25 protein-coding genes, 1 tRNA gene and 2 pseudogenes are annotated in these 25,741 nt (G+C 43.6%); 6 read left to right on the top strand and 22 right to left on the bottom strand.

What is annotated here, in order from left to right:
• Positions 1-8: 8 nt before the first annotated feature.
• The 3 genes from merC to merT are packed head-to-tail and all read right to left on the bottom strand — an operon-like array spanning position 9 to position 1,101.
• Positions 9-434: an organomercurial transporter MerC gene (gene merC, locus BJN41_RS15330; protein ID WP_000522996.1), complete on the bottom strand. Its 426-nt coding sequence runs from the start codon at positions 432-434 to the stop codon at positions 9-11.
• Positions 435-461: 27 nt separating this feature from the next.
• On the bottom strand, positions 462-737 hold the full coding sequence (merP, locus tag BJN41_RS15335; protein WP_004178136.1) for a mercury resistance system periplasmic binding protein MerP: 276 nt from the start codon (positions 735-737) through the stop codon (positions 462-464).
• A 13-nt stretch (positions 738-750) separates the two neighbouring features.
• Positions 751-1,101, bottom strand: coding sequence for a mercuric ion transporter MerT (merT, locus tag BJN41_RS05235; RefSeq protein WP_001294659.1), 351 nt, complete (start codon positions 1,099-1,101; stop codon positions 751-753).
• A 71-nt stretch (positions 1,102-1,172) separates the two neighbouring features.
• Between merT and merR the strand changes: the two genes are divergently transcribed.
• Complete coding sequence (gene merR / locus BJN41_RS05240; RefSeq protein ID WP_025467725.1) at positions 1,173-1,607, top strand: Hg(II)-responsive transcriptional regulator; 435 nt, start codon at positions 1,173-1,175, stop codon at positions 1,605-1,607.
• Positions 1,608-1,639: 32 nt separating this feature from the next.
• Here the strand turns inward: merR and BJN41_RS15715 are convergent.
• From BJN41_RS15715 to BJN41_RS05255, 3 genes and pseudogenes are all read right to left on the bottom strand, one after another.
• Positions 1,640-1,849: pseudogene (locus BJN41_RS15715) on the bottom strand (transposase family protein); the annotation flags it as partial.
• A 21-nt stretch (positions 1,850-1,870) separates the two neighbouring features.
• A complete protein-coding gene (gene lspA, locus BJN41_RS05250; protein WP_070153897.1) occupies positions 1,871-2,383 on the bottom strand; it encodes a signal peptidase II in 513 nt (170 codons plus the stop codon).
• A gap of 3 nt (positions 2,384-2,386) precedes the next feature.
• Positions 2,387-3,283, bottom strand: a complete 897-nt coding sequence (locus BJN41_RS05255) for a cation transporter (RefSeq protein ID WP_004964805.1) — start codon at positions 3,281-3,283, stop codon at positions 2,387-2,389.
• A gap of 95 nt (positions 3,284-3,378) precedes the next feature.
• Here BJN41_RS05255 and cadR point away from each other — a divergent pair, with 95 nt between their 5' ends.
• Entirely contained in the window at positions 3,379-3,786 is a 408-nt protein-coding gene (gene cadR / locus BJN41_RS05260; protein WP_001219642.1) for a Cd(II)/Pb(II)-responsive transcriptional regulator, read from the top strand.
• A 292-nt stretch (positions 3,787-4,078) separates the two neighbouring features.
• Here the strand turns inward: cadR and BJN41_RS05265 are convergent.
• From BJN41_RS05265 to greB, 9 genes and pseudogenes are all read right to left on the bottom strand, one after another.
• Positions 4,079-4,872, bottom strand: a pseudogene (locus tag BJN41_RS05265) (hydrolase or metal-binding protein); the annotation flags it as partial.
• A 138-nt stretch (positions 4,873-5,010) separates the two neighbouring features.
• Positions 5,011-6,102, bottom strand: a complete 1,092-nt coding sequence (locus tag BJN41_RS05270) for a YqaJ viral recombinase family protein (RefSeq protein ID WP_070153899.1) — start codon at positions 6,100-6,102, stop codon at positions 5,011-5,013.
• Between the two features lie 148 nt (positions 6,103-6,250).
• Positions 6,251-7,288: a DUF932 domain-containing protein gene (locus tag BJN41_RS05275; RefSeq protein WP_070153901.1), complete on the bottom strand. Its 1,038-nt coding sequence runs from the start codon at positions 7,286-7,288 to the stop codon at positions 6,251-6,253.
• Between the two features lie 57 nt (positions 7,289-7,345).
• Positions 7,346-7,645 (bottom strand): hypothetical protein, encoded by a 300-nt coding sequence (locus tag BJN41_RS05280; RefSeq protein WP_019836736.1) that lies wholly within the window; start codon positions 7,643-7,645, stop codon positions 7,346-7,348.
• A gap of 139 nt (positions 7,646-7,784) precedes the next feature.
• Positions 7,785-8,165: a hypothetical protein gene (locus BJN41_RS05285; RefSeq protein WP_019836737.1), complete on the bottom strand. Its 381-nt coding sequence runs from the start codon at positions 8,163-8,165 to the stop codon at positions 7,785-7,787.
• An 11-nt stretch (positions 8,166-8,176) separates the two neighbouring features.
• Complete coding sequence (locus tag BJN41_RS05290; RefSeq protein WP_070153903.1) at positions 8,177-8,755, bottom strand: hypothetical protein; 579 nt, start codon at positions 8,753-8,755, stop codon at positions 8,177-8,179.
• An 18-nt stretch (positions 8,756-8,773) separates the two neighbouring features.
• Entirely contained in the window at positions 8,774-9,034 is a 261-nt protein-coding gene (locus BJN41_RS05295) for a hypothetical protein (RefSeq protein ID WP_049591060.1), read from the bottom strand.
• Between the two features lie 809 nt (positions 9,035-9,843).
• A tRNA-Ser gene (locus BJN41_RS05300) sits at positions 9,844-9,933 on the bottom strand.
• Positions 9,934-10,019: 86 nt separating this feature from the next.
• Entirely contained in the window at positions 10,020-10,517 is a 498-nt protein-coding gene (gene greB, locus BJN41_RS05305; RefSeq protein WP_019836739.1) for a transcription elongation factor GreB, read from the bottom strand.
• Positions 10,518-10,880: 363 nt separating this feature from the next.
• On the opposite strand from greB, the gene BJN41_RS05310 reads away from it, so the two are divergent.
• Positions 10,881-11,996 carry a transglycosylase SLT domain-containing protein gene (locus tag BJN41_RS05310; RefSeq protein ID WP_026438056.1) on the top strand — a complete coding sequence of 372 codons (1,116 nt, stop codon included), beginning with the start codon at positions 10,881-10,883 and terminating at the stop codon, positions 11,994-11,996.
• Positions 11,997-12,162: 166 nt separating this feature from the next.
• On the opposite strand, the gene BJN41_RS05315 is transcribed toward BJN41_RS05310, so the two are convergent.
• Both BJN41_RS05315 and ttcA read right to left on the bottom strand, forming a co-directional pair.
• The gene (locus tag BJN41_RS05315; RefSeq protein ID WP_019836741.1) at positions 12,163-12,546 is read right to left on the bottom strand and encodes an SCP2 sterol-binding domain-containing protein; all 384 of its coding nucleotides are present in this window, start codon (positions 12,544-12,546) and stop codon (positions 12,163-12,165) included.
• 246 nt (positions 12,547-12,792) lie between these two features.
• Positions 12,793-13,713 carry a tRNA 2-thiocytidine(32) synthetase TtcA gene (ttcA, locus tag BJN41_RS05320; protein ID WP_026438057.1) on the bottom strand — a complete coding sequence of 307 codons (921 nt, stop codon included), beginning with the start codon at positions 13,711-13,713 and terminating at the stop codon, positions 12,793-12,795.
• 535 nt (positions 13,714-14,248) lie between these two features.
• On the opposite strand from ttcA, the gene BJN41_RS05325 reads away from it, so the two are divergent.
• Both BJN41_RS05325 and htpX read left to right on the top strand, forming a co-directional pair.
• Complete coding sequence (locus BJN41_RS05325; protein ID WP_070153904.1) at positions 14,249-15,136, top strand: lytic transglycosylase domain-containing protein; 888 nt, start codon at positions 14,249-14,251, stop codon at positions 15,134-15,136.
• A gap of 189 nt (positions 15,137-15,325) precedes the next feature.
• A complete protein-coding gene (gene htpX / locus BJN41_RS05330; RefSeq protein ID WP_070153906.1) occupies positions 15,326-16,231 on the top strand; it encodes a protease HtpX in 906 nt (301 codons plus the stop codon).
• 61 nt (positions 16,232-16,292) lie between these two features.
• On the opposite strand, the gene BJN41_RS05335 is transcribed toward htpX, so the two are convergent.
• From BJN41_RS05335 to BJN41_RS05350, 4 genes are all read right to left on the bottom strand, one after another.
• Positions 16,293-16,835: a hypothetical protein gene (locus BJN41_RS05335; RefSeq protein ID WP_141730371.1), complete on the bottom strand. Its 543-nt coding sequence runs from the start codon at positions 16,833-16,835 to the stop codon at positions 16,293-16,295.
• A gap of 79 nt (positions 16,836-16,914) precedes the next feature.
• Positions 16,915-17,508, bottom strand: a complete 594-nt coding sequence (locus tag BJN41_RS05340; protein WP_070153909.1) for a DUF4112 domain-containing protein — start codon at positions 17,506-17,508, stop codon at positions 16,915-16,917.
• Between the two features lie 145 nt (positions 17,509-17,653).
• Positions 17,654-18,988, bottom strand: a complete 1,335-nt coding sequence (gene mgtE, locus BJN41_RS05345; RefSeq protein WP_070153911.1) for a magnesium transporter — start codon at positions 18,986-18,988, stop codon at positions 17,654-17,656.
• Positions 18,989-19,150: 162 nt separating this feature from the next.
• Positions 19,151-22,255 (bottom strand): multidrug efflux RND transporter permease subunit, encoded by a 3,105-nt coding sequence (locus BJN41_RS05350; RefSeq protein ID WP_070153912.1) that lies wholly within the window; start codon positions 22,253-22,255, stop codon positions 19,151-19,153.
• A 281-nt stretch (positions 22,256-22,536) separates the two neighbouring features.
• On the opposite strand from BJN41_RS05350, the gene BJN41_RS15830 reads away from it, so the two are divergent.
• On the top strand, positions 22,537-24,408 hold the full coding sequence (locus BJN41_RS15830) for a hypothetical protein (protein ID WP_070153913.1): 1,872 nt from the start codon (positions 22,537-22,539) through the stop codon (positions 24,406-24,408).
• A gap of 38 nt (positions 24,409-24,446) precedes the next feature.
• Here the strand turns inward: BJN41_RS15830 and BJN41_RS05360 are convergent, their stop codons facing one another.
• Positions 24,447-25,598, bottom strand: a complete 1,152-nt coding sequence (locus BJN41_RS05360) for a LuxR C-terminal-related transcriptional regulator (RefSeq protein ID WP_070153915.1) — start codon at positions 25,596-25,598, stop codon at positions 24,447-24,449.
• Positions 25,599-25,741 lie beyond the last annotated feature (143 nt).

Consider the following 25,741-nt stretch of genomic DNA (forward strand, 5'->3'; position numbering starts at 1 on the left):
TGTTGCCGTCAGCCACGTTGTTCTGGCAATTCACAGCTGTCCGGCCCGCAGCGGCGATGTGCTGGCGAGATGAAATCCCAGACCGACACCCCAACCATCAAGGCCAGGCCGACATAGAGCAGTCCACCGCTCTGCCAGCCGTAAGCCCGCATTAAAAACACCGCTGCCAGCACCAAGATCGGGCCTATCGTGCCGAGCGCCGTGCGTCGCCACTGTCGATGATTGAGCCAAGCGATAGCATTGGCGAGTAACGCGATGCCGGCGAACATCGGCAGCAGGATGCCAATGAATAGCCCCTCGTACTGGCTCAAGAAGCCCAGTCCGATGGCCGCGCCAAAGCTGGCGATGGCAGGAAAACAGGCGGCGCAGCCCATCGCGGAAACGACGCTGCCGAGCGCGCCGGTTTTGCCAGCGATGCGCGTGATGAGTCCCATGTGTCGCTCCCGAGTTCGGTTAACGGATCAGCGTTTGAGGCTGGACGGATAGCCCGCGTCCTCGGTCGCCTTGGTCAACTTCTGGACGTTGGTCTTGGCATCGTCGAAGGTGACGACGGCCTGGCGCTTGTCGAAACTTACGTCGGTCTTGCTCACGCCCTCAACCTTGGAAAGCGCGTGCTTGACAGTGATCGGGCAAGAGGCGCAGGTCATGCCAGGCACGGACAGCGTTACGGTCTGAGTGGCGGCGAACACGGGGGCAACGAAAGCGGCGAGWGCGAGGGAGGCAAACAGCTTTTTCATGATGAACTCCTGATTAGTAGAAAAATGGCATGACGTAGGGAAAACCAAGCGCGACCAAGACCAACACGGCGACGAACCAGAAAATGAGCTTGTAGGTGGTGCGCACTTGCGGAATCGCGCACACCTCGCCCGGCTTGCAGGCTGCGGTCGGTCGGACGATGCGCCGCCAGGCAAAGAACAGTGCAACCAGCGCCGCGCCGATGAAGATCGGCCGATACGGCTCCAATACCGTCAGGTTGCCGATCCATGCCCCGCTGAACCCCAAGGCGATCAAAACCAGCGGCCCCAGGCAGCAGGCCGACGCAAGAATGGCGGCCAGCCCACCGGCGAAGAGCGCGCCGCGCCCGTTTTGTGGTTCAGACATACGCTTGTCCTTTCAAATTTGGTTTGGATAGCTTAAGCTTACTTCCGTAGTTATGTACGGAGTCAAGCGATATGCAAATTAATTTTGAGAATCTGACCATTGGCGTTTTTGCCAAGGCGGCCGGGGTCAATGTGGAGACCATCCGGTTCTACCAGCGCAAGGGCCTGCTGCCGGAGCCAGACAAGCCCTATGGCAGCATTCGCCGCTATGGCGAGGCGGATGTAACACGAGTGCGGTTCGTGAAATCGGCCCAGCGGCTGGGCTTTAGCCTGGACGAAATCGCCGAGCTACTGCGGCTGGAGGATGGCACCCATTGCGAGGAAGCCAGCGGCCTGGCCGAGCACAAGCTCAAGGATGTGCGCGAGAAGATGGCCGACTTGGCACGCATGGAGGCCGTGCTGTCTGAACTGATGTGCGCCTGCCATGCGCGGAAAGGGAACGTTTCCTGCCCGCTGATTGCGTCACTACAGGGCGAAGCAGGCCTGGCAAGGTCAGCTATGCCTTAGCGTGCTTTATTTTCCGATTTCTGAGGTGCCCCCCAGAGAGTGACCCGCTTGCCGTGGATGGGCAGATCACGATAGGGAACGTCACGCTTGCCGAACCGTACGAACTCACCCTGCACGCCGCATTCCTCGCAGGCGATGGGATCGGGCACGTCCACCTCGAAGTGCATTTCGTCGTCGGTTGATTTGCAGCCCAGTACTTGGTATTGCGGCAGGTCAAGGATGTTGTCGGGAAGTTCGGTCATGGTGTTGTATAGGCGTAGGTGTCAGTCAGATCCATCCGACTCGGCATTGGTTTTTGCTTTTTTACCCAACAAGCTGCTGGAAACTAAAAGTAAGGCACCGAGGACAATTGCAATATCAGCCAGGTTGAAGGCCGGCCAATGCCAGTCTCGCCAATAGAAATCAAAGGAATCCACAACATAGCCGCGAAAGACCCGGTCAATCAGGTTGCCCATGGCGCCACCGAGGATAAGACTGTAAGCGATGGCTTCTCCTTTATGACGATTTTCAAGGATCAGCTTGATCAGAAAAATCGAGACCACTACCGCGATTCCGATAAAAAAGTAGCGCTGCCAGCCTCCACCATTCGCAAAAAGACTGAATGCGGCACCGGTATTCCATACGTGTACCCAGTTAAAGAATGAGGTCACTGAAATAGACTCGCCATATGCCATTGATTGTTGCACCAGCCATTTTACGGCCTGATCAGACGCTGCCAGCAGGCCCGATATGGACAATAGGGCATACGGCGAGAGCTTTTTGCCAATAATGAGCATTATTTAACCCTTCAACGCCAAAATGCGTCTAGCACCGTTAAGTACAATTACCCCCACGATGGTGCCGATAATCAGATCCGGATAATTGGACCCGGTCCACGCGACCAGAGCGCCGGCGGTGATGACCCCCAGGTTGATCACCACGTCGTTGGCCGAGAATATCCAGCTTGCCTTCATGTGCGCTCCGCCCTCCCGATGTTTGGATATGAGCAGCAGACAACTGGTATTGGCAATCAATGCGACGAAGGCGATCGCCATCATCATCAGCGATTCAGGCTCACTACCGAAAACAAAGCGTCGCACCACCTCGACGAGTACGCCGATAGCCAAAATCAGTTGCAGTACCCCTGCCAGATGCGCGGCACGTACCTGCATTTTCGCACTGCGCCCTACGGCATAGAGAGCCAGACCATAGACGGCTGCATCGGCAAACATATCCAGGGAATCAGCGATCAGGCCGGTAGACTGGGCGATCAGGCCAGCAGTCATTTCCACCACGAACATGATCGCATTGATACCGAGCAACACGCGCAGAGTGCCTGACTCCTGCGTAGCAGAGACTGCCGAGCTCTCAGCGGCCTTGATCGTCTCTGGGTCGGCAATGACGGTTTCCTGAAGCGAGGCGCCTAGCCCCAAGGTCGCCAGTTTCGCGGTAATGGGCTCAGCCTCGCCGTCATGCACGACCTTCAACCGGCGGTTCGACAAGTCGAAGGACAGTGCCCGAATCCCCTCAACGCCGTTCAGGGCCAGGCGAATCATGCGCTCTTCTGATGGACAGTCCATCTTCGGCACGGCATAAACACTGACCCATCTCCCTGGCGCCTCGGAGGAGGCCTGCATATCGATATCCGCCGCAGGCCTTGCATGGTCGCCACAGGGGCCTCCGCAGTTTTTACTCATGATATGACTCCACTTGAATGTGATCGGGTTTTCATTTAAAACTATATAGTAGCTATAATGTCAATAGCGTAGAGAATCCGTTGCGGAGGAACCCGATGCGTATTGGTCAGTTGGCACAGTCAGTAGGGGTAGATACACAGACGATCCGCTTCTACGAACGGCAGGGCTTGTTGCCGCCGCCTGGTCGGCAGGAGAACGGTTACCGTGTCTATACCGAGAAACACGTTGAGCGGCTGGCCTTTATTCGTCGCTGCCGCATCCTGGATCTGTCACTGGCAGAAATTCACGAACTAAAGCGCTATCAGGACGACCCTCATCAGTCCTGTACCGCTGTCAATGCCTTACTCGATGATCACATCTCTCATGTGCGCTCGCAGATAACCGCTCTACAGGCGCTTGAGAAACAACTCGTTTCACTAAGAGCGCGTTGCAACGATGACCGGGAAGTTAAGGCGTGTGGGGTTCTTGCTGGAATTAGCGAGGGAAGCATGCATCAGCAGTAGGTTGGAGTGCCAACCAGATAATCCGATGAGATGCCGGTTTGCCTCACTCTCATGCAAAGGTAAGATCAACCATTTAATCCGCTTACCCAAAAAAATTAAGGGAGCCAAAGCTCCCTTCAATTAGTGACTAGCCAACTTGTTCAGAATCCATTAATTGACTTACCAAACTGACTAGATAATTCAACTGTGCTCAATTCACAGCTCTAACACTCTGCTGCAACCCCTGCTGAATCTCCTGCACATAGCTCAATTGCGCTGAATGCTCTGTATCTACAGCACTGTCACTGTGTGGATAAAACTCCTCCAGCAATTCCATCCCCTCCTCTGCATGCACCTCAAACTTGGCATTGGCAAAACCCTGCCGTGCAATCTGATCTAATGCCGCCTGATCAAACCCCGCCTGCTTCCCCTGTTGGTCAATCTCCTTAGCCGTCTGAATTGCTGTTTGCAAATCCACACCTTCCCGTAACGTTAAATCCACGTAATACACAGGCTGACGATAGCTTTAGGTGGTACTTTTTCCACGTAACGTGAGCTGCAATGGTAAACACGACAACAAACCACCTGATGCTGCATGGTAGTAATTCAAACGTGCTGCCAAAGTGCGAATGCTGTTAAAGCCTGTGGTTCTGAAAATAAAAGTCCCAAACTCATCTGCTTCACCTAAATTGACATGCAGACGTCCATAAGGCTTGCAATGCCCGCCTTGTCCAAGTGGGCATAAGTCGGGTGATGGACAAGGATGTTGCTCTACACCTTGTGATGTCATGCGTTGGCAGGTCTGACCATTCCCCACACAAATCGGGCGACCTGTCTGTCGGTCAAATAAACTATATTCAGCTCGAAGATTGAGTTCAGGATCATTGAAGATCATACGCACAGGAATGCTACGCAGTTTTTGATTCGGTGCTTGACTACGCAATTGCTCATCCAAGGGGTGTTTAATCCAACCGTCCTTACCCTGTATTTGATGGTAATGGTGAACTGATCGTCTTTCTCTGGCAGACGCTTGCCATTCTTTTCTATTACACGGCCAATACTGATCCGTCCCAAGATGGGTGGTGTGATTGCTAAACCTTTAATCATGTTGAAATTCCTCTGTCGTTGAGATGTTTAGATGTGTTGCACTGTTTGCTTAAAATAAAATTGGAATAAAAAATCCCATGCAGGGCTGCACGGGATTTCAGGTTTCTTCTTGCTGAGTGATTAACTCTAAGTTTTGAGCTAATCGTGATAAATGTTGAAACGACGACTGCCTGCTTTCTGCAGTGGGTACTGTTGGATGAGTTCAGGTTGGTGCTGAAGTAAGGACTTGATGTCTAGGCTGATACTGTCCTTGCTCTTTTTCCAAGTCACCGAGCCTTGCTGAAATACGGCACGTTCATGTTCCTGCATCAGTGCCTGAACACGGTGTTTAAGTAGGTCAAATTGGCTTTGGTGCTGTTCAATCTGCTGTTTCTCCTGTATCAGCTGATCAAACAGTTCATTGGCAAGTTCCACCTCCGTTAGATCAACACAGCTCAGTGGGGTATGTTCAGGATAGAGCTGTTGTAAAGCTTTGGCTGCCGATTCACTGGCATCCACTGCTAGTGGAACATCATTTTCTACACATTCCCAAAACAGCCGTTCTGCCTGAATGATCTGTTCAATCAGAGCTTCATTACGACTGACTTTGTAGATTTTGGTTTCCTGCCCACACAGCAACACACAAATATGTGCCGCTTGCTTGCCTGTCACCGCCAGTTGATGTTGTACTTGACACAGTACATACAGAGGTACGCCTTCCTTCCACAGTTTGGCACCATATTCCCCTGCAGTTTTGCATTCCAGTATTTGTACTTCTTCATTGCCCACCACGGCATAATCCAAGTTTGCCAACATAAAGGCTTTGTCAGGATCAGGATGCTGCAGTACAGCATTGACCCGACGGACTTTATTGTTGGTGTGCATGCTGTAGTATTCTGCGACCAAGGGTTCCAACTGTTTGCCCCAATATAAAGGTGCATGTCCTGAGCTTTCATCTTCAATGTTTTGCTGTACCCGTCCTGTTTTAATCATCCACAGTTCCAGCATCGACATATAGGGATTCAAGCCACAGGCAGCTGCGGCATCACTGCTGCCGATCCCCTGTTTACGCACTTCCAGCCATGCCTGATAGTCCAGTTGTTTAGTATTGATCAGACGTTTGGCATTTAAGCTGCGTTTTGAAGGGCTTGGTGGTGGATGTAGCTGTCCTGAATCAGCGACAGCTGTTGGGTTGGTTGTGGTTAAAGTGCTCTGATGCATTGTAGGTTTTGTAGTTATGCTTTGATTCATGTGCTGTTCCTCATCTGAATACGTTCTAAAAAAACGGCATAAAAAAAGCCACATCCGAAGATGTGGCAAAGAGGGATCGTTAATGAGGAGGACACTTGATCGTACGGATCATATGCCCTGATGGTAAAGTCTCAAAATTAAATTCAGCTTAAACGGCTAAGTGTAAAGCTTGCTCCAATCCACGTTGTTTCAATGCTGCACCTGCACCAAACCAAGCAGAGTCAAGGCGGTGATCGGTACTCATCGCACGACGTTCATGATCCACAAATTCGGTGATTGCACAAAGCAGTCCATAAGCGGTATCTTTGGCTGAAGATAGGTCTGCTCCACGTCCCTGCCCATTAAACATATTCATGACTTTGGTCATGGCACGTCCATTCGGTTCAGTTTTATTCGGCTGTGGATTGGCTTGGGATGCAACATTACGGTAGTACTGAATGATGTTATCCTCCTGTTCCATCGCACTTAGGCTATTGTTGTTAAATACCGCATCAAAATAAGCCGCTGCTTCTTTCTGGGTGACTTTACGTTGGGTAAGTTGTTTCATTTCATACATATGGTCGTACCATGTTTTCACTGAAATACCAAGTTGATCTTTGACTTTGTCGGCATCAAACTTAGTACTGTGCGGTACTTTGACCACGCCTGCATTGGAACTCTGTCCACGCAAGGCAATGGCTAAAGTGTTGTTACACACCACACGGATATTGGTGAATTGTGCGGTGGTGGCTAAGGTGCCATCACATGCGGTTGCCAGCAGAATATAGCCATTGCTGACATCTCCACCTTTCAATTCTGCGGTTTGGCCTGTACGTGCCAAGGCCCAGAATTTTTTCCCACCCTTTAAGACACCTGCGGTTTCCAGTTCAAAGCCTGATTGCTCTGTCAGGTCTCGGTAGAATTCCAGAATCTCTATTGGTTGGACTTCTTGATAACGCTGACTCACCACCGATAAAGGTGCATGGGTATCTGAACGGTACAGTACCCGTTGTTCTTCATACGGCATGATGATGCTTTGTCCACGTGAGTTTTGAGCCATGTAGCTGACATTGGATGATTCAATGCGCCAGTCCATACCTGCTTGCTTGGCCCAGACTTCAATCGGTTGGTTTGGGCTGAGTTGATTGCCTAGACCATGCCATGGGGTTTGACCGACATACGCCATTTGTTCAATTTGATGTGCCATTTTGATTATTCCTCAAATAAAAGTGAAAGATGTAACCGTGTAAAGTCAGAGATGCGATTACGGCACCCATGCAAACGCTTGTTGGCAATCCAGACAGAGATACTGCTCGGCATTGCTGTAGTACTTTTCAAAGGCATACTGACTCACCACCACCAGTACGCCACCCACCACCACCCCAACAGCTGCACCGAAGAGTGGTGAAAAGCCTGACTTGCGAGCGACCTGCATCCCCAACATCGCCATCTGTGTTGGTGAGATACAACGTTGTAGTTGCTCAAAATAATTGGCATGCGTATTGCCTGAATCGGTTTGTCTGACCTGGGTAGACTGACAGTAGGGACATCGAATAAAAGACATGGGTATTCCTTGCGAAATGAATTCAGTGCAAAGCGCTGAATGAAGGGCATAAAAAAACCGTGCCCATTGAGGACACGGTTTGATTTGGTGTTTCATCTAAATTTAAATGCTGTGTTTTAACATTTAGAATGCAAGACGGTTATTGAAAGCTATAGCTTGCAGTGCCTTTATCTGTTTCGACATCAACCTGCACCACATTACTGTAGCTACAGTCTGTTAATTTCAGTCTTAAACGTTGCCCCATCTTAAAGTGCTGCGGATATTCCAATGATCGACGATAGCCTTCATAACGACATTGTCCATGATTGACAGAAACATGGCTGACATCGATAGGCTCTGCAATATTGGAACGGATGGTCAATACCGTAGCGGATTGATTTTGGGCATACCAATTACTGGTATCAATTACATCGAGTTCGACCGTAAACGTGTTTGGATCAAGACCTGCATTACAGCCACTCAGCATGATGCCTGTCGTTGTAGTCACTACGAGGAGTAAGGGTTTTAAAAGTTGCTTCATCAAATTCATCCTTAGCAGTAGTTATAGCTCACGCCATAATCGCCTGTATTTAAATCAATGCTGGCCAAATGGATTTCACAGTCTGTGCCGTTATCAAATTTATAAACGTAGTAGCGATTACCCGCTTGCTCCGATTCCAGTGCGCCATGTTCTTGCAAGCTAAAGTCTTGCACTGATTTGCCTGTATCTTTTGCGGCTTTGGCAAAGATATAGCGTTGATACTTGTCTATATTGTCCTGCTCAAATTCAGGCAGTTCATCATAAGGCAGCATCGACAGTAAGGTATCCACCGCCTTAAGGTTTTGATCAAACTCAAAACTCAGCAGCTCAGGCTCATGATCTGATGGACTCAGACTTTTGCTTCCCGTGGTCAATTCTTTGACATCAATCCCATCCACTTCCGCTGCGGGAATCTCGGTTGATGCGGCAGAAGTGGCGGATTCTAAAGGCTGTTCAGAGCTGGTCTCAGAAGTGTTGGCTGGAACCGTTTTTTCAGTTGGGTGTTTAGGGCTAAAGAAGTAGAAGCCTGCGATGCTGATCAAGGTCAGGGCTAAGATTGCCGCCAAGCCCAATATGGTTTTTTGGGTCATTTGAATGTTCCCCCTCATTTAGTTGGGCACAGTGACTTGACCATTCTGCGCATTAAAGTGAACAAAACGTGGACAACCACCTTGAAAGTTCACCGTGAAATTACGCCAACCACGGTTGCCAGGATTGGTTTTATAAAGACATTGATAAACCCCACCGCCTGTATGACGTGCTTGAACAAGGTAGGATTCACTGGCTTGTGCAAACCAGCCTGCCTGCGCCAATGATGCGCTTGCAAGTAGTGATGAAATCAGAGTCGTTTTTAGGAAGGTTTTAAACATCATCATTTTCTCTTTTTTATAGGCATCACTGGTCTTGGTCTTAATCAGACACAGTGTTCCCCATGTCATAAATGTTGGAATGAATATCTATGTTTTTTTGAAGTGTTATAGACGATAAAGCACAAAAATCTACGCCCCTCAAAACAGCATGAGAGATTCATCTTCATATCGGTAATATGTACTTAAAAAAGTTTTATTCTTAGAAAGTGATCGACACAGCAATGCATGAAATACAGAGCATCAGGTCACATTACCCTTGTGGTGTAGATTGGGCACACACATAAAAAAAGAGAAATATAAAAGACAGTATTGATGTAAGCGCATGGCGTACTCCTTTGTTTTAAAAGAATCCTGCCAAATCACTGTCAATTGATGGTGGCAGAACGAAAGAGGGTTGACAGACTGGTAACAAAGAAACCAGCACGCGCAAGCGCGTCCCCCCTCCGCCCTACCGCAAAGAAGGGGGACGAACGGGTCCACAACATGCAAAATCAGATTTCACATATTGTCTTTGTTAATGGGTCTGTCAAAACCCGCTGACGATGTAGGTCAGCAGACTAAGGATAATCTGCACGCTGTAGAGCGTCAAGCAAGCTAAATAGATGGGGAGTGAAAATATTTATAATTAAAAAATGTTTGAATAAGAATTTAGTTAGATTTAAATACAGCTTATTAAACTATATTCCTTAATCTTCCAAATACCACCAAAAGAAATCAATCCAATCCAAAATTTGATGAGGGGTAGGTTGAGGGGTAAAAACACAGACAAAAAATAAGCCCTTGCAAATACAAGGGCTTATCTTAAAATTTGGCGGAAGCGGTGAGATTCGAACTCACGGAGGACTCACACCCTCGTCGGTTTTCAAGACCGGTGCATTAAACCGCTCTGCCACGCTTCCAATGGCGGCTATCATATAAAGAAAAATTCAGCTTGGCAAATAGTTTCTAAAAATTATTATCCAAATGTTCAAAATAAAATCAAAAATCAGTCATTTTCTGCAATTTCAGGCTTTTCATAGCGTATCGAATTAATAAACCAGCTCTTTTTACCCAGCGGTGTCTGCACTTCCACCTCATCATCCACCTGTTTAGACAACAAAGCCCGAGCCATAGGTGAATCAATCGAAATATGTTGTGGATGATGATCATAAATTTCATCCACGCCCACAATTCTCAAGGTCTTTTGCTCGCCTTGTTCATTTTCAATTTCGACCCATGCGCCAAAATATACTTTGCCCTCTTGTTCAGGTGCAAAATCAACAATGCGCAATTCTTCCAAACGCTTGCCCAAATAACGCACCCGACGGTCAATTTTACGCAAAAGCTGTTTATTATATTGGTAATCGGCATTTTCTGAACGATCGCCTAGGCTTGCCGCCCAGTTTACTTTTTTGGTGATTTCAGGGCGTTCTTCGTGCCACAAATGCTTTAACTCAGCCACGAGTTTATCGTGTCCAGAACGTGTAATTAAGTTAGATTTCATGGTGTTTTTGCAGCCATTTTTTTACATTTGGTTAACATAAATCGTATATTTTATTGCATTTTTATACACAATAAAAATTTATAAAATTTATTCCCCAATGAAATTAATATCTTATGTTGTATTTTTAAAAAAATTTATGTACAAAATTTGACATCCAAAATTTTCATCTTTATTATTCGCACATCTTTTATTTTTGATCACTTTTTAACCCGTGTAGAAATTTTACACACTTTCCCTTTAATCCCAAGTCATTTTGAATGACGTCATGACTGCCCAACCCTTATTGAATTTATCAAACTTGAAAAAGTTCAAGGCATGTTGCCTTTGCTTTTTAGGGCATAAATTACTTGTAGCGGAGCCAACATGCACAGTAGTTCAACGTCTGGGTCTAGGCTTAGCCTTCACTCATTTTTTAATCACCTCCCATTCAAAGTCCTCGCTTTCAGTACTGCTCTTCTCCCATTTCACAGTATTAACGCAGGCAAAGCCGTTCATCAATTTGACAGCGTCGTCAATCAGAATAAATTGACCGTTGTGTCTGTGGAAAATCCAACCACAGTGTTTAAAGATGGACAACATTTACATGGCTTTGGTTATGACCTTGTGCGTAACTATGCCGAAAGCATGAATGTAAAACTCGAATTTAAAACGGTAAGCGACAATGCGACCGCTTTAAAATGGGTGTCTTCTGGTAAAGCTAATTTTGCCATGACCACCTCGAGTATCCAAAGCATTGAAAAGCAGCAACTCACGGCATTTTCTGCCAGTTGCGGCGATTTAAATACTTTAAAGCGCAATGGTTTAAATACTGAGCTGAACTGGGTGTTTAAACACGCAGATGATCCACTGAGTCAAACCGCAAGCAACTTTGTGTGTCGTGGCAAGCAAAATGGCGCCATTAGCCAATTGGCTTCATTTTATAATCGTAATGTGGTCAAACAAGAATCGTGGGATATCATCCAGCGTGATTTGCGTAATCGCTTACCTTTATATAAAGCCAACTTTAAAAAGACGGCCACGCAGTATGATTTAGATTGGCATCTTTTGGCGGCAATTGGTTATCAGGAATCTTACCTTAAGCCAAACTCAGTTTCGCCAACAGGTGTGCGCGGTATTATGATGCTGACCAATAACACAGCCAAAGCAATGGGTGTTAGCAACCGTACCGACCCTGCTCAAAGTATTCAGGGTGGTGCCAAGTATTATGACCAAATGCTCAGCCGTTATGAACATATTCCGTTTCCTGATCGTAACTGGTATGCCCTTGTCGCTTATAACATGGGTCCTGGTGCAGTCAGTCAAATTCAGAAGCGTATTCGCTCACAAGGCAAAAACCCGAACAATTGGGTGAACCTGTATGCGTATTTAGACATTAACAAAGCCAGCAATGGTCGTTATCGTCAAGCAGTGCAATACGTGACTCGTATTCGCGCTTACCTTGAGCATATTAAGACCACACCGCAGTTGGTGAATATCTAAAACTTGCCTAGCGTAATTGAATTGCAGTGTTTATCAGCTGCAATTCAAACACGAATAATGCGCTGTTAAAGCTGCAGCGCATAAAAAAGCCTAGTTGATACTTTCAGCTAGGCTTTTTTAATGCTGTAGTGGCAATAAATACCCACTACAGCAGAAATGACTTTAATTAAGCAGATTGCTCAAGAATCTTCTTAAACAAATCTTTTTGTTCTTGGCTTGGTTTTGCAGTTTGCAATGCCATTAATTGTGACATATCACCCTGTACTTTGATTTTACCTGTCATGAAAGCCTGCATTGCAGCAGCCATATCAAATTCTAAGAATACTTTGCGTAAGGTTTCCGCATCCATATTTAAAGTTGTTTTTGCGTTGTCCGCCAAACCTTTTTGGATTTTACCGCCCTCTAAAGACAACTCTGTGTTGCCTGCAGCATCAGTCACCACTAAGTTAATTGCCAGATTTGCAAGTGCTGGAGGTAGGTTTAAATCACCAGCTTGAGCCGTTAAATTTTCTACAGTTGCAAACCAATCATCAGTTAAAAAAGCAGGCATGATTTTTCCTCAATATATTTGTGCATGTGTGTTGTCTATCCAGACACCATCATTATTAAGCTTTTTGCTTGCTGATTGTTATAGCATGAACCTTTCGCGAAAGGCTAAGAAATTTTGTACGGGACGTTCAGTTTTTGTATTTTTAGCCGATATAACGACTTTCTCAAATAAATCAAATTCATAAAAAACACCAAGCGCTTGCTTGGTGTTGATTACATTTTAAAGAGATTGACAGGCTGTTTTCGCTTAGTCTGCAGCGTAGCCTAAATTGACCATATTAATGCGTTTGTTCTGCTCTGCTGCGTTTTGTTCGGCCTGATTGGCAAAATCAAATACGCGCTGGCTGTCTAACGCTTCAAAGTCAAATAACTCACGGTCTGCCAACTGCGATGGCGATACATTCTGTATTGCACCAAAAATACTATGTAAACGCTTAGGATGTGCTTTATCCCACTCACGTAGCATGTCGTTAATAATCGCACGCTGTAAGTTTTCCTGTGAACCACACAAATTACACGGAATAATTGGGAATTTACGCATTTCTGCATATTTAATGATGTCTTTTTCTTCCACATAAGCCAATGGACGAATCAGCATATTTTTCTTGTCTGATGACAGCAACTTCGGTGGCATAGCTTTCAAGCTACCGCCATGGAACAAGTTTAAGAAAAAAGTCGCCAAAATATCATCACGGTGATGCCCAAGCGCCACTTTGGTTGCCCCAATTTCCTGCGCAAAGCCATACAAAGAACCACGACGCAAACGCGAACACACTGCACAGTAAGTTTTACCTTCAGGCGTTAAACGCTTGGTGATGCTATAGGTATCTTTTTCTAAAATGTAATAAGGGATGTTATTTTCTTCTAAATAACGCGGCAATACATCTTCAGGGAAGCCCGGTTGTTTTTGATCTAAGTTCACAGCCACCACATCAAAATTGATGGGTGCGATGCGCTTGAACTGCAACATAATGTCCAACAAGGTATAACTGTCTTTACCACCAGAAATACACACCATGACTTTATCGCCATCTTCAATCATGTTGAAGTCACGAATCGCATGCCCGACTTGGCGACGCAGCTTTTTCAACAAACGATAATACGCAGAGCTAGTTGGAAGTTCTGGTTTGAAATTAAAGCCTTGATCGGACTCAACTGGTGAGAACATAGACGCGATTAACCCATGAAAAAAATTACCGCGCAATTTTAGCCGATTCAGACCCATCCCGCATCAAAAGAATGTAATTTCATCGCAATCTTCCTTTTGGTCGAAAAACTTAATTTCTGACTGCGCGTTTCATTTTTGTCTGAGCAGATCTTTTTATAGCAAGTTTGAACCCGCAAGTTCACTTTTTCACCAAGATGTTTATCTTTTGGACTTTTCCACAGTTTTCCACAAAAGTTGTGGATAACTTTGTGGATTTAAAACAACTTGACAACCCCTCTTCTCGATATTCTAAGGCTTCTCTTTAAGTTGGTTGTTTTTTGATCAATTTTATTTTTATTTAAAATCATGCATTTAATCATGTCAAGCTGAACCAATTAAAAAAAAATAAATATTTTTTTTTGATTACTCTGTCAGCAATTGAGCTTGATTTTTTTCAACACTACTGTAAATGAATTTGTACAAAGCCTTTTCATCTGTGAGATTTTTGTTAAACTCCTTATAACTGTTTAGGGACAGCTTTTAGTGTATTCACAGCATGAACAATAAAATTAATGCCTTTTTACTGTATATTTTGGGGACTGCCAGCATCATGCCTTTGGCAACCACTACGCACGCAGGTCAAATTTATATGTATAAAGACAGCAATGGGAGTACCTTGCTGACCAACCGTAAAAGTGCAGATCGTTCACTGACTAAAGTAAAAGTCACCTATTATCCAGACAGTAATATTCACAGTTATCGCAACTGGGGCAATTCCGAAGCATCAGTATTGCCAAGTTATAGCCGCAATAAAAATGCCTTTGACCACATTATTCAGCAAGCAGCACAGCAACACGGTGTTTCAGAAGGTCTAATCAAAGCCGTGATGCATACTGAATCAGGTTTTAATGTCAACGCCCGCTCGCCAGTTGGTGCGCAAGGTTTAATGCAGCTCATGCCTGCGACAGCACGGCGTTTTAATGTCAGCAATGCTTATGACCCGCAAGAAAACATTATGGCAGGGGCAAAATATTTAGCTTGGTTACTCAAACGCTTTAACGGCAACACCTCTTTAGCTTTGGCGGGTTATAATGCAGGTGAAGGTAATGTTGATAAATATGGCGATGTTCCACCTTTCAGAGAAACTCGAGATTATGTAAAAAGAGTGACCAGTCGTTATCAAAATCTTTATGCCAGCGGCATTGGTGCAAGTGCTAACAACAATGCGATCACGGCAAATAACAATAGCAATACTCAGAGTCAAAATACCCAAGTGATTGCGCAGTCAGACAATTACACTGCCAGTAATCATCAAGTCGCAGCAAACAAACGCCCACCACGTCAAATTATTATGGCTGCCGATGGTCGCTTTACCGATGCACCTGCAGGTTCATACGCGACAGGGAATGCCACAGCTTCGGCACGTATTTTTATTTCAGAATAAAAGCTAAAGCGCTTCATTTGAGCTTGCGGCAACGCAAGCCTTTTTGAAATGCCAATTGCAGTATCAGCGCAAAATATTTTTAGTACAGTTTTATTATTTTTTCTTGAATTTTTAATACATACACCGCATATTTACGGCATGGTTTATTAATAAATCAGATTACATTTTTAATATAAGAGGATTTACTCAATGATGCGGATTGGTTTGTTCTTGCTAACCAACCTCGCGGTACTGGTGGTAGCTGGCATAATTTTGTCACTCTTCGGTGTCGGTAGTTACCATGGCGCGGGTGGCTTAAACCTAGGCAACCTGTTGGTCATCTGTTTTGTCTTTGGTATGGTTGGCTCTTTAATTTCTCTATTCATGTCTAAATGGATGGCGAAAAAAACAACTGGGACTGAATTAATTGACCCGAATGCCCCTCGTAACCAAGCTGAAGCGTGGTTATTAAATGAAGTTGCACAATTGTCGCAACGTGCTGGTATCAAAATGCCAGAAGTGGGTATTTTCCCTTCTTACCAATCGAATGCTTTTGCAACAGGTTGGAATAAAAACGATGCTTTAGTGGCTGTATCTACAGGGCTGCTTGAGCGTATGAACAAAGATGAATTACGTGCAGTTTTGGCACACGAAATTGGTCACGTTGCCAATGGCGACATGGTCACCTTGGCACTGATTCAAGGTGTGGTCAACGCATTCGTCATGTTCTTTGCCCGTGTTGCAGGTGACTTCATTGACCGTAACGTATTTGGTCGTGAAGATGGCGAAGCACCAGGCTTGGCTTATTTTGCAATTACCATTGTACTGGATATCGTTTTTGGTATTTTGGCCTCTGCGATTGTAATGTGGTTCTCGCGTCAACGTGAATACCGTGCCGATGAAGCAGGTGCACGTTTAGCAGGTAAACAAGCAATGATCTCTGCTTTACTTCGTTTACAAGCAGAATCAGAAATGCCAGATCAAATGCCAAAAGAAATGAAAGCATTTGCAATTGCGGAAGGTAAGGAACAAGGCTTTAGCTTAGCGGCTTTATTCCAAACTCACCCAACCATTGAACAACGTGTTGCCGCTTTACAGCAATTAAATGTTCAATAATCAGTATCAGATAAATGATAAAGCCTCCAAATGGAGGCTTTGTTTTAGAAATTGATTAACTTTATTTTTGATTCTTCCAAATTTCTCGAATCCCATTAGTATTATCAATATAGGTATGCTTACATATTAGTTCTAAATCTCGATAGATTGCATAAGCTTTGGTTATTTCAACCAAACTCGCATCATTTTCAAACTCATTATATTGGGTGTATTTATTACGCTTTGAAGAATTTCCAGAAAACTCTTTATTACATTCAATTGTATAGTGAGTAAATTCAACTTTACCTTTTTTAATGATTGATCGAGCTAAATGAATATCTTTCAGATACTTTGTCATATACATCACACCAACTTCACCCACAGGCGTACTGGTATCTATACTATAAGCCCCGATCATTTCATTATTTTTTCGAACTACACGATATTTATCATCAATATTCCAATCATTATCATGATAGTTATAGCCTTTACCCTTAATATATTCTATATGTTTCAAAGAAATAATTTTTTCATTATTACCAATAATACTATTTCCTGTATTTGATTGTGCGTAAGCAAAATGTGCCATACCAAAAACCAAAACCATTAAAATCGCTTTTTTCACATTACACCCCCACAAAAAATAAATCAAGCCAATAAAAATTAATATGATATATAACACAATATTACTTTAAATCAAATATTTAATTCATTTTAAACGACTGATAAAACTGCCACAGATAACTCAAACCAGCCCAAACTGCAACAGCCAATAAAATTAGTACGGCAATACCCAATAAATCTGGGATACGTAACCAAATCCAACTTACGATCGGATTACGCCAAAATGCTGACTGCTGCTGTTTACGTTCCAATCGCTCATGTAAAAAAGGATGTACCACATGATGCTCACTGTGAATCTGATATTCTTCACGGATATGCGTATGCACTACATCTAAAGCTTTACGGCTTGGACGAATAAATACATCAAATACTGTGCCGACAATTGGCACAAAACCAACTACTGCATCCATCACAGCAAGTTTAATCACGGGAGTGAGTTTGGTTTGTGGTACACCAATTTGTTTGGCTTTATAAATCGCATAACAGGTCAGTGCAAAACCTGCGACATCCCCCGCGACAGGTACAGTGCCTAATGCGGCATCTGCTCCCACGCCCTGCTTGGTAAATGGAATACGCACCACAGAATCCATCATATTGGCAAACTTGGCTAAATCGCGCTCTAAGCGAATCACCTCTTGCTGGCTAAGTTTTTTTGAAGATGCAGGTTCTGGCATAGAAAACGTATCGTTGGGTAAATGCAATCTACTTGAGAATAAAGCAGTTTTTTACTCAGGTCTGTTATGATTTTATAAACAGAATTTTGATCAATGCAAAAAGTTTAAGATGAGGTCTTGAATAAGTCATCATCACCGACAGTGTTTAAAGTAACAACTGTGAAGCAATAAATAAGTACACCACCACGCCCGTTGCATCACAAATCGAGGTTACCAAAGGCGCAGAGGCACTGGCAGGGTCTAGTTTCAGGCGATGCAAAATAAAAGGCAAACTCATGCCAATTAAACAGCCCATCAGCACAATGCCCAGCATACTCAGTGCCAATACCACAGACACCATCATATCGCCACGGTAATAGCCTAAAATTGAAACCGCAAAAGCCATCGTTCCACCCAAACATAGCGCCACCAAACTTTCACGTCCGAGTAAATGCAGCCAATCTTTAAATTGCACATCACCTGTAGCCAGTGCCCGTACCATTAAGGTCGCAGACTGAGAACCCGCATTACCACCACTACCGACCAAAAGCGGCAAGAAAAAAACCAGTACAATATGTGCTGCAATAATGTCTTCATAATGCGCAATGCCAATTCCAGACAATAAACTGCCAAATACCAAAATCACCAACCAAAACACACGTTTGCGATATAAAAATAAAATTGGCGCAGTTTTTATACTCATGCCAGGTGAAGACGCTACCGCACTGGATTTTAAAAAGTCTTCTGTAGTTTCTGCCTGTACCACGTCCATCGCATCATCATAGGTGACAATCCCCAGTAAATGCTGTGCATCATCTACAATCGGTAAGGCCAAAAAATCATAATGGCTGAGTTTTTGCGCGATACTTTCCTGATCTTCAGTCACCAAACCTGTGACCAAATCGGTGCACATCACATTTTTAATTTTTTGTTCAGGCGGGTTTTGAATAATTTCCCTTAAAGAAATAACCCCCAATAGTTTCATCAGTTCATCGACAATATAAATCAGGTATAAAGTTTCTCGATCTGCGGTCATTCTGCGCAATTCATCTATGGCTTGCTGCATGTTCAGTTCTGGTGAGAGCACCACGAAATCCGAACTCATAATCGCACCCGCAGATTCTTCAGGATACAGCGCCAAAGATTGAATCTGTACGCGTTTTTCTTCCGTAATATGTAAGCTGACAAAGTGCTGTAAATGCGGCGAAAGTAACTTGAATAAATCTGTGCKGTCATCTGAATGCATGGCTGAAATCAGTTTGACCAATTGCTGCGGTGCCATGGCCTCTGCAATTTGATGTTGCGAATGCAGTGGTAAAAACTCCATCACCAAGGCAGCACTGTCAATTTGTTCAATTAAATTCAGCTGTGCTTTCAGACTCAAGTGCTGCATTAAGTCGGCTAAATCGGCAGGGTTGATACCATCTATCAAGCTGCGCACTGTACTTGGCTGATGTAATTGCAAGGCTTGTTCTAACTGTTCAGCGTGCAGATTGGTCATTGCTCTCACCCACTCCATCATTCCAAAACGTAAAATGAAGAATGGGCAAAGTTTCTCAGCCCAAACCAGTGCTTAAAAATCCGAAAACTGGTTGATTAATGCAAGATTTTTAGCGTTTTATATCATAGCCTATTATTCTGCTAAGTGTTTAATAAAAAACCTTTAATTCATAGATGAAGAGCGATTGACTTGAAATACAGAACGAATCAGCACGTACATAAATGGAATAAAAACAAGCACTAAAATTGTGCCAAAAACGACACCGCCCAAAACACTCACCCCAATTTCCTGACGACTTGCTGCACCTGCACCATACGCAAATACCAACGGTAAAATACCAGCACCAAATGCCAATGAGGTCATTAAAATTGGTCTGAGCCGCAAACTTGCACCTGCTAAAGCAGCTTGAATCACCTGTTTGCCTTGTTGCTGCGCAGCCGAAGCAAATTCCACAATTAAGATGGCATTTTTACATGACAAACCAATGGTGGTAAGCAAGGCAATTTGGAAATAAATATCGTTCGGGAAACCTGCCAAATAGCTGAAAATAATATTTCCACCAATCCCTAAAGGAATGGCACTCATCACGGCTGTTGGAATACTCCAACTTTCATACAAGGCAGCAAGGCATAAGAAAATAAACCCGATGGAAACCAAATACAGTAACAAAGCCTGATTGCTGGACTGATTTTCTTCAAAAGACAACCCACTCCATGCCAAGTCAATGCCCTGCTGCTGTGCCACCATCTGTTMTAAATCACGCATCGCCTGCCCTGAGCTATATCCTTCGGCAGTATCGGCTTCCATTTGCACGGCGCTATACCCCATAAAACGATTGACGACTTCTGGCCCACCGCTCCAACTGAGTTGAGCAAACTGGCTAAAAGGTACCATTTGATTTTGCTGACTGCGTACCGACCATTGATTCAAATCTTCAGGTTTACCACGAAATTCGGCATCACCCTGCATAATCACACGTTTAATTCGACCACGGTCAATAAAGTCGTTGATATAACTACCGCCCCAAGCTGCCGCTAAGGTACTGTTAATCGCCGTTTGATTTAAACCTGCTGCCATCGCCTGTTTCTGATCAATCGTGACGTTTAACTCCGCTTTTTCAGGATTGGCACGTTGATCTAAATTTTTAAAGCTTTGATATTGAGCGGCTTGCTGCTGTAAATTTTGAAATTGCTGAATTAAAAAATCGCGTCCTGTACCATTCACATCGCGCATCCAGAACTCTAAGCCATCGGTTTGCCCCAAACCACGAACTGCTGCGGGCATGCCAATGGTAATTTGTGCATTGGGATGCTGTCGAAAATGCTGCATGGCACGTTCACGAATAGCTTGTGCGGTATGCTGTTGCCCTTGACGCTCATCCCAATGTTTTAGCGCAATAAAACCCTGCCCTAAATTCTGCCCTGTTCCCGAAAAATTACGTCCATAACGAATCATCACCAAATCAACATTGTGGGCTTMATGCTGCATAAAGTATTCACGTATGCTTTCGCCCACTTCACGACTTTTAGACAACGGCGCACCTTCCTGTAATTTAAATTGCACCGACAACATGCCCTGATCTTCATTCGGGATAAAACTGGTAGGTAAGGCACGGTAAAACAAGGCAAACACCGTCAGTAAACCTGCAAAAATAACCAGACACATCGCTTTATGCTGAATCGTCCAGCCTGATAATTTGAGATAGTGTTGTTTTAAGCGTTCCAGTTTTTGATTAAACCAGATGGCCCATTGGGCTGGTTGTGGATTGGGTTTTAAAATCAAGGCACACAAGGCAGGCGTTAAAATTAAGGCCACGCCTAAAGACAGTGCCATCGCAGTGACTAAGGTGATAGAAAACTGGCGATAAATTACTCCAGTCGAACCACCAAAAAATGCCATAGGAATAAATACTGCGGTCAAAACTAAGGTAATGCCGACCAAAGCACCGCTAATTTCCTGCATTGATGCGATGGATGCCTGTTTAGCCGAGAGCTGCTGTTCGTGCATTAAACGCTCGACGTTTTCCACCACGACAATCGCATCATCCACCAATAAACCAATGGCTAAGACCAAAGCGAATAATGTCAGCGTGTTAATACTCATGTCAAACAGTTGTAACACGGCCATGGTGCCTAAAATCACTACAGGCACGGTTACGGTAGGAATGAGCGTCGCGCGCCAGTTTTGTAAAAACAAGAACATCACGATGACAACTAAAATCACCGCTTCAATTAAAGTTTTCACCACTTCATTAATTGATTCCTGCACGAAAGGCGTGTTATCTCGTGGATAGACAATTTGGTAACCTTCGGGCAATTGTTGTTTTAAATGCTCAATTTGTTTTTGAATTAAGGCTGAAGTTTGTAACGCATTGGCACCAGACGATAAAGAAATCCCCATCCCTGCCGATGGAAAACCATTAATGGTATTAAAGCTTTGATAATTTTCTGCACCGAGTTCTATACGTGCCACATCTTTTAAATAAACAAAGCCACCTGCCTGATCTGCTTTTAAAATAATATTTTCAAATTCTTCTACCGTTTTTAAGCGTGAACCTGAGGTGACTTTGGCATTGAGATATTGTTCTTGTGCTGTGGGTAATTCACCAATTGCCCCTGCCGCGACTTGGGTATTTTGTGCCAATACTGCGGCACGTACATCACTTGGCATGAGTGCATATTGTTTTAACTTTAATGGATTCAGCCAAATCCGCATCGCATATTGTGCACCAAAAACATCGACCTCACCCACACCTTCAATGCGTGCCAGCTCTTGCTCTAAATGACCCATCATATAGTCAGACAAGGCAATATTGCTGCTTTTGCCTGTGGCATCGTACAGCCMAATGACCATGTGGGTATCACCCAATGATTTAAAGACATTTACCCCCTGACGTTGCACGTCTTCAGGTAAGCGGTTAATTGCGCCATTAATCGCATTTTGTACCTGGACTTGTGCGGTATCGGGGTTGGTACCATTTTCAAAGCTAATGCTGATGCGACTTCGTCCTGAAGAATCACTGCTAGAACTGAAATACAGCAGATGATCCAAGCCTTTGATTTGTTGTTCTAAAATTTGAGTCACACTTTCTTCTACGGTTTCAGCCGAAGCACCTGTATAGGTTGCGCTGACAGTGATACGAGGTGGTGCAATGTCTGGATAGCGTTCTACTGGTAAATTTAATACTGAAAAAATCCCGAGTGCCATCACCATAATAGCGAGCACACCTGCAAAAATTGGACGTTCAATAAAAAATTTAGACAGCATAAAACTGGATCACTTATAGATAACAATAATGAGATTTATATGAAATGAATCAATTGGATGAAGATCATCAAAAAAACTTGAAACCGTGTTTCAAATTAACACAGCTAAATAGAACTTCGATGACTGCACATCAAAAAATCTAGTTTTGTCACAAAAATGTTGATTGGTCTTCATTTTTTCTCACAGATTTTTGTGTACACCCTCCCAATTTTGGGATAGCACCTAAACTCATCTAATTTCTATACTGCAGACATGATAATTTGAATAACAAGGAATTCGTGATGAAAAAAACTTTATTATGCTTAACTTTAGCAGGCTTACTGAGTGCATGTGGCGGTTCAGACAATGATTCTGATAGCAATCCGAATCCACCGCCGAGTTCAACAACACAAATTGGTGTACTAACCGATGGACCTGTGAGTGGCGCAACGTATACAATTAATGGCGTTTCTAAACGTACAAATGCTCAAGGGGAGTTTGAATATCAAGAAGGTGATGAAATCACTTTCCATATCGGAAATATTGAAATTGGCACAGTAACTGGTGCTGATCGTATTACCCCTGTGGAGTTAGCCGATGATGTAACAACAAGAACAAATTTACTTATTTTTTTACAATCTTTAGATTCTGAGGGTGATCATGACGATGGTATTCAAATCCCTGACTCAGTGAGTGAACTCGATGCAGACTCAATTGACTTCTCTAAACCAACAACAGAATTTATTACAAGCTTTCAACCTGTTCTACAAAAAATAGAAATTTTTAAAGATAAAGTCGTAGTTAGCGCAACAGAAGCACAAGCTAACTTTAACAAAACACTCCTCAAAGATATCGTTGGGGTTTGGTACGCAAAAAATGCTGAATCAGAAATCGTACTTCAAGTAACCTCAGACGGGAAATACCTGATTGGCGAACCTATTGTTAGCTCACCATCTGATAGTGCGAATGGTATGGAGTACGGTGAGTTATCGGTGAATGCTGTTGCTGGAGATTTATGGGCGCAATCTTCAATTGATACAAATGAAGATTGGGGCTTAACTGATTCTGGAAAAACACGTGATATGAAAATATCATTTGATGGTACACAGTTAAAAATTTCTGAAGCTCAAAACCCTAATGAAAGTGCAACATTTACTAAAGTCCCTCAAAACAATTCGAGCATTGCAGGTGCTTGGAACTCAAGTTCAGGCAAGCAACTATTTGTTTTCAATCCGGATAATAATACCTATATCATGGTTGATGCTGTTGGGGACGATCAAGTGGAAGTTGGAGAAACGCCTTGTGGTGGACCAGGTATCGAATATGGTAAATATCGTGTTCAAGATGGAAAGTTATTCGTAGATAATATCCTGATCGATACAAATGGCTGTGCAGGCTTATCTGACAATAGTGCAAGCTCAAGCTCAGGTCTACCAGTCACGGTTAATACGACATCACTTACACTCCACGAACCAAATGAAGGTACATTTATACTCACAAGACCCAATATAGAAGGTACTACCACAAGTAGCGCAAGCCAATTCTATAAAGATATTGCTGGAACTTGGGAAATTGGACGCACCAATACAACTGCTGTTGTATTACATATTTTACCAGACGGACGTTACGCGCTAGGTGAAGCAGATGAAGCTGATGTAACGGGGCAACCTGGTATTGAAATAGGACGACTAAATTGGAATGCTTTAACTTCAGCGCTGAGTCCAGAGATCTCACTCGATACAAATGGTGACTACGGGCTTTCACATCCTGACAATGATGGTCATCACCGCTTAAGTTATAACGGTACAGAGCTAGTGCTGACTGATGTAGGAAGTAATAGCATCTATATTTTAACTAAAGTAAAACAATCATCAAGTCTAGTCGGCACTTGGCAATTTAATCAAACTCACTTGTTTGCTTTCTTTGACACAGGATTCTATTTCTTGTTAGACACCGAAGGTGATTGCGATAACCCAGGAATTGAATATGGTAAATATTCAATAACATCCAATGCACTTGCCGTAACAGAAGTGTTATATGACACCAACGGTTGCGGTGGATTACATGACACTTCGGATAGCGCTAAAGTTAATGCAACTTATAGCATCTCCGGAACAAGTCTAACCTTGCATCCACAAGGCGAAGACACTATTACCCTACAACGTAGTAACTAAACATATTTTAAAGCTGCCTAAGCAAAATTTAGGCAGCTTTAACCAATATGCTCAAAATGAATGGTACAGCCCATTAATAAATGCATGAGTTCAATTTGCGAGTTGCATTGGGTTTTTTCATAAATATTTTTAAAATAAGTGCGCACCGAACTGAGCGTAACTCCACAATGTTCCGCAATTTCTTCTAACTTACGACCATTCAACAACAACTCACACAGCTCAAACTCACGTTTAGACAATTGATAAGCTTGCTGCAAATAGGCTTTTGACAAGGCATAGTGCTGATGCTTATCGGTCAGAAATACCGCAATTTGATGTTGTCCTGCATTTTGATGCTGCATATTTTTTAATTTAGAACAAGGTACGATAGTCAGCATTAATTGTTGTCCTTTCGCATCTGACAAAGACAATACTCCACCTACATCTGCGCTTAATGCCGACTGTCCCAACAAGGCTGAATGTAATAATTGATCTAAACGACTTTGATCATAAGCATGGGTTTTTAAACGATTATACAAGTCCAAATCTAAACATGAATCGTGTTCCAGCATGCTTTGAGCTAAAGGGTTTGAATAAGTCAAACTCAGCTTATGATCAAGCAAAATCACACCTGTTTTTAAATGATCGAGCACGCTATACAAACTTAAATTTTCTTGTTTAACCAAACTAAACTGACGATGGATTTGTAAAGCACGGCGCAAATGCACACCCAAATGCTTTAAAAAATCCAACTCTTTTTGTTGATACGGCGCTACATCTGGCGCACGGTGTAGTCCCAAAACCGCCCAACGATGTGAACCCTGATCGAGCAAAACAGCCGAGATATAACTAATTCCCGTCGGATTCAAACACCGTTCATAAAAGATATATTCATCACTTTCAGGGTTTTCCCCATAATGCGATAAATCCGAGCTCGCTACTTGCCCCACACCTAAATTTTCCCACAATACTCGGTGTAACTGCATGTCAATCACGCGAATTCGCTCATCACGATAGGCATGCAAAGCTTCATCTGGAATATTGTGACTAAATAAAAATTCATAACTTGGACTAAATTGATCTAAGGCAGTAAAAATGGCGGTTTTACTGTCTGTATATTGAACAATTTTTTCAATCACTTGCGGCCATAAATTCACATCTACAGCGGCATCATAAATACTGCCTATAATTTCGTGTTCTCGGTTATCCATTTTTATCCCCTTTATGCCTACTCCAGCCTGCATTACATTTATTTAATCATTTGTTTTTATTATTGTTATAAACAAGAATAATGAGTTTTATTCACAAAAAAAAGTAGTTTAGATACATATCACACATTTAATGTGTAAATAAA

It is taken from the genome of Acinetobacter towneri, assembly GCF_001758345.1.
Lineage (GTDB): Bacteria > Pseudomonadota > Gammaproteobacteria > Pseudomonadales > Moraxellaceae > Acinetobacter > Acinetobacter towneri_A.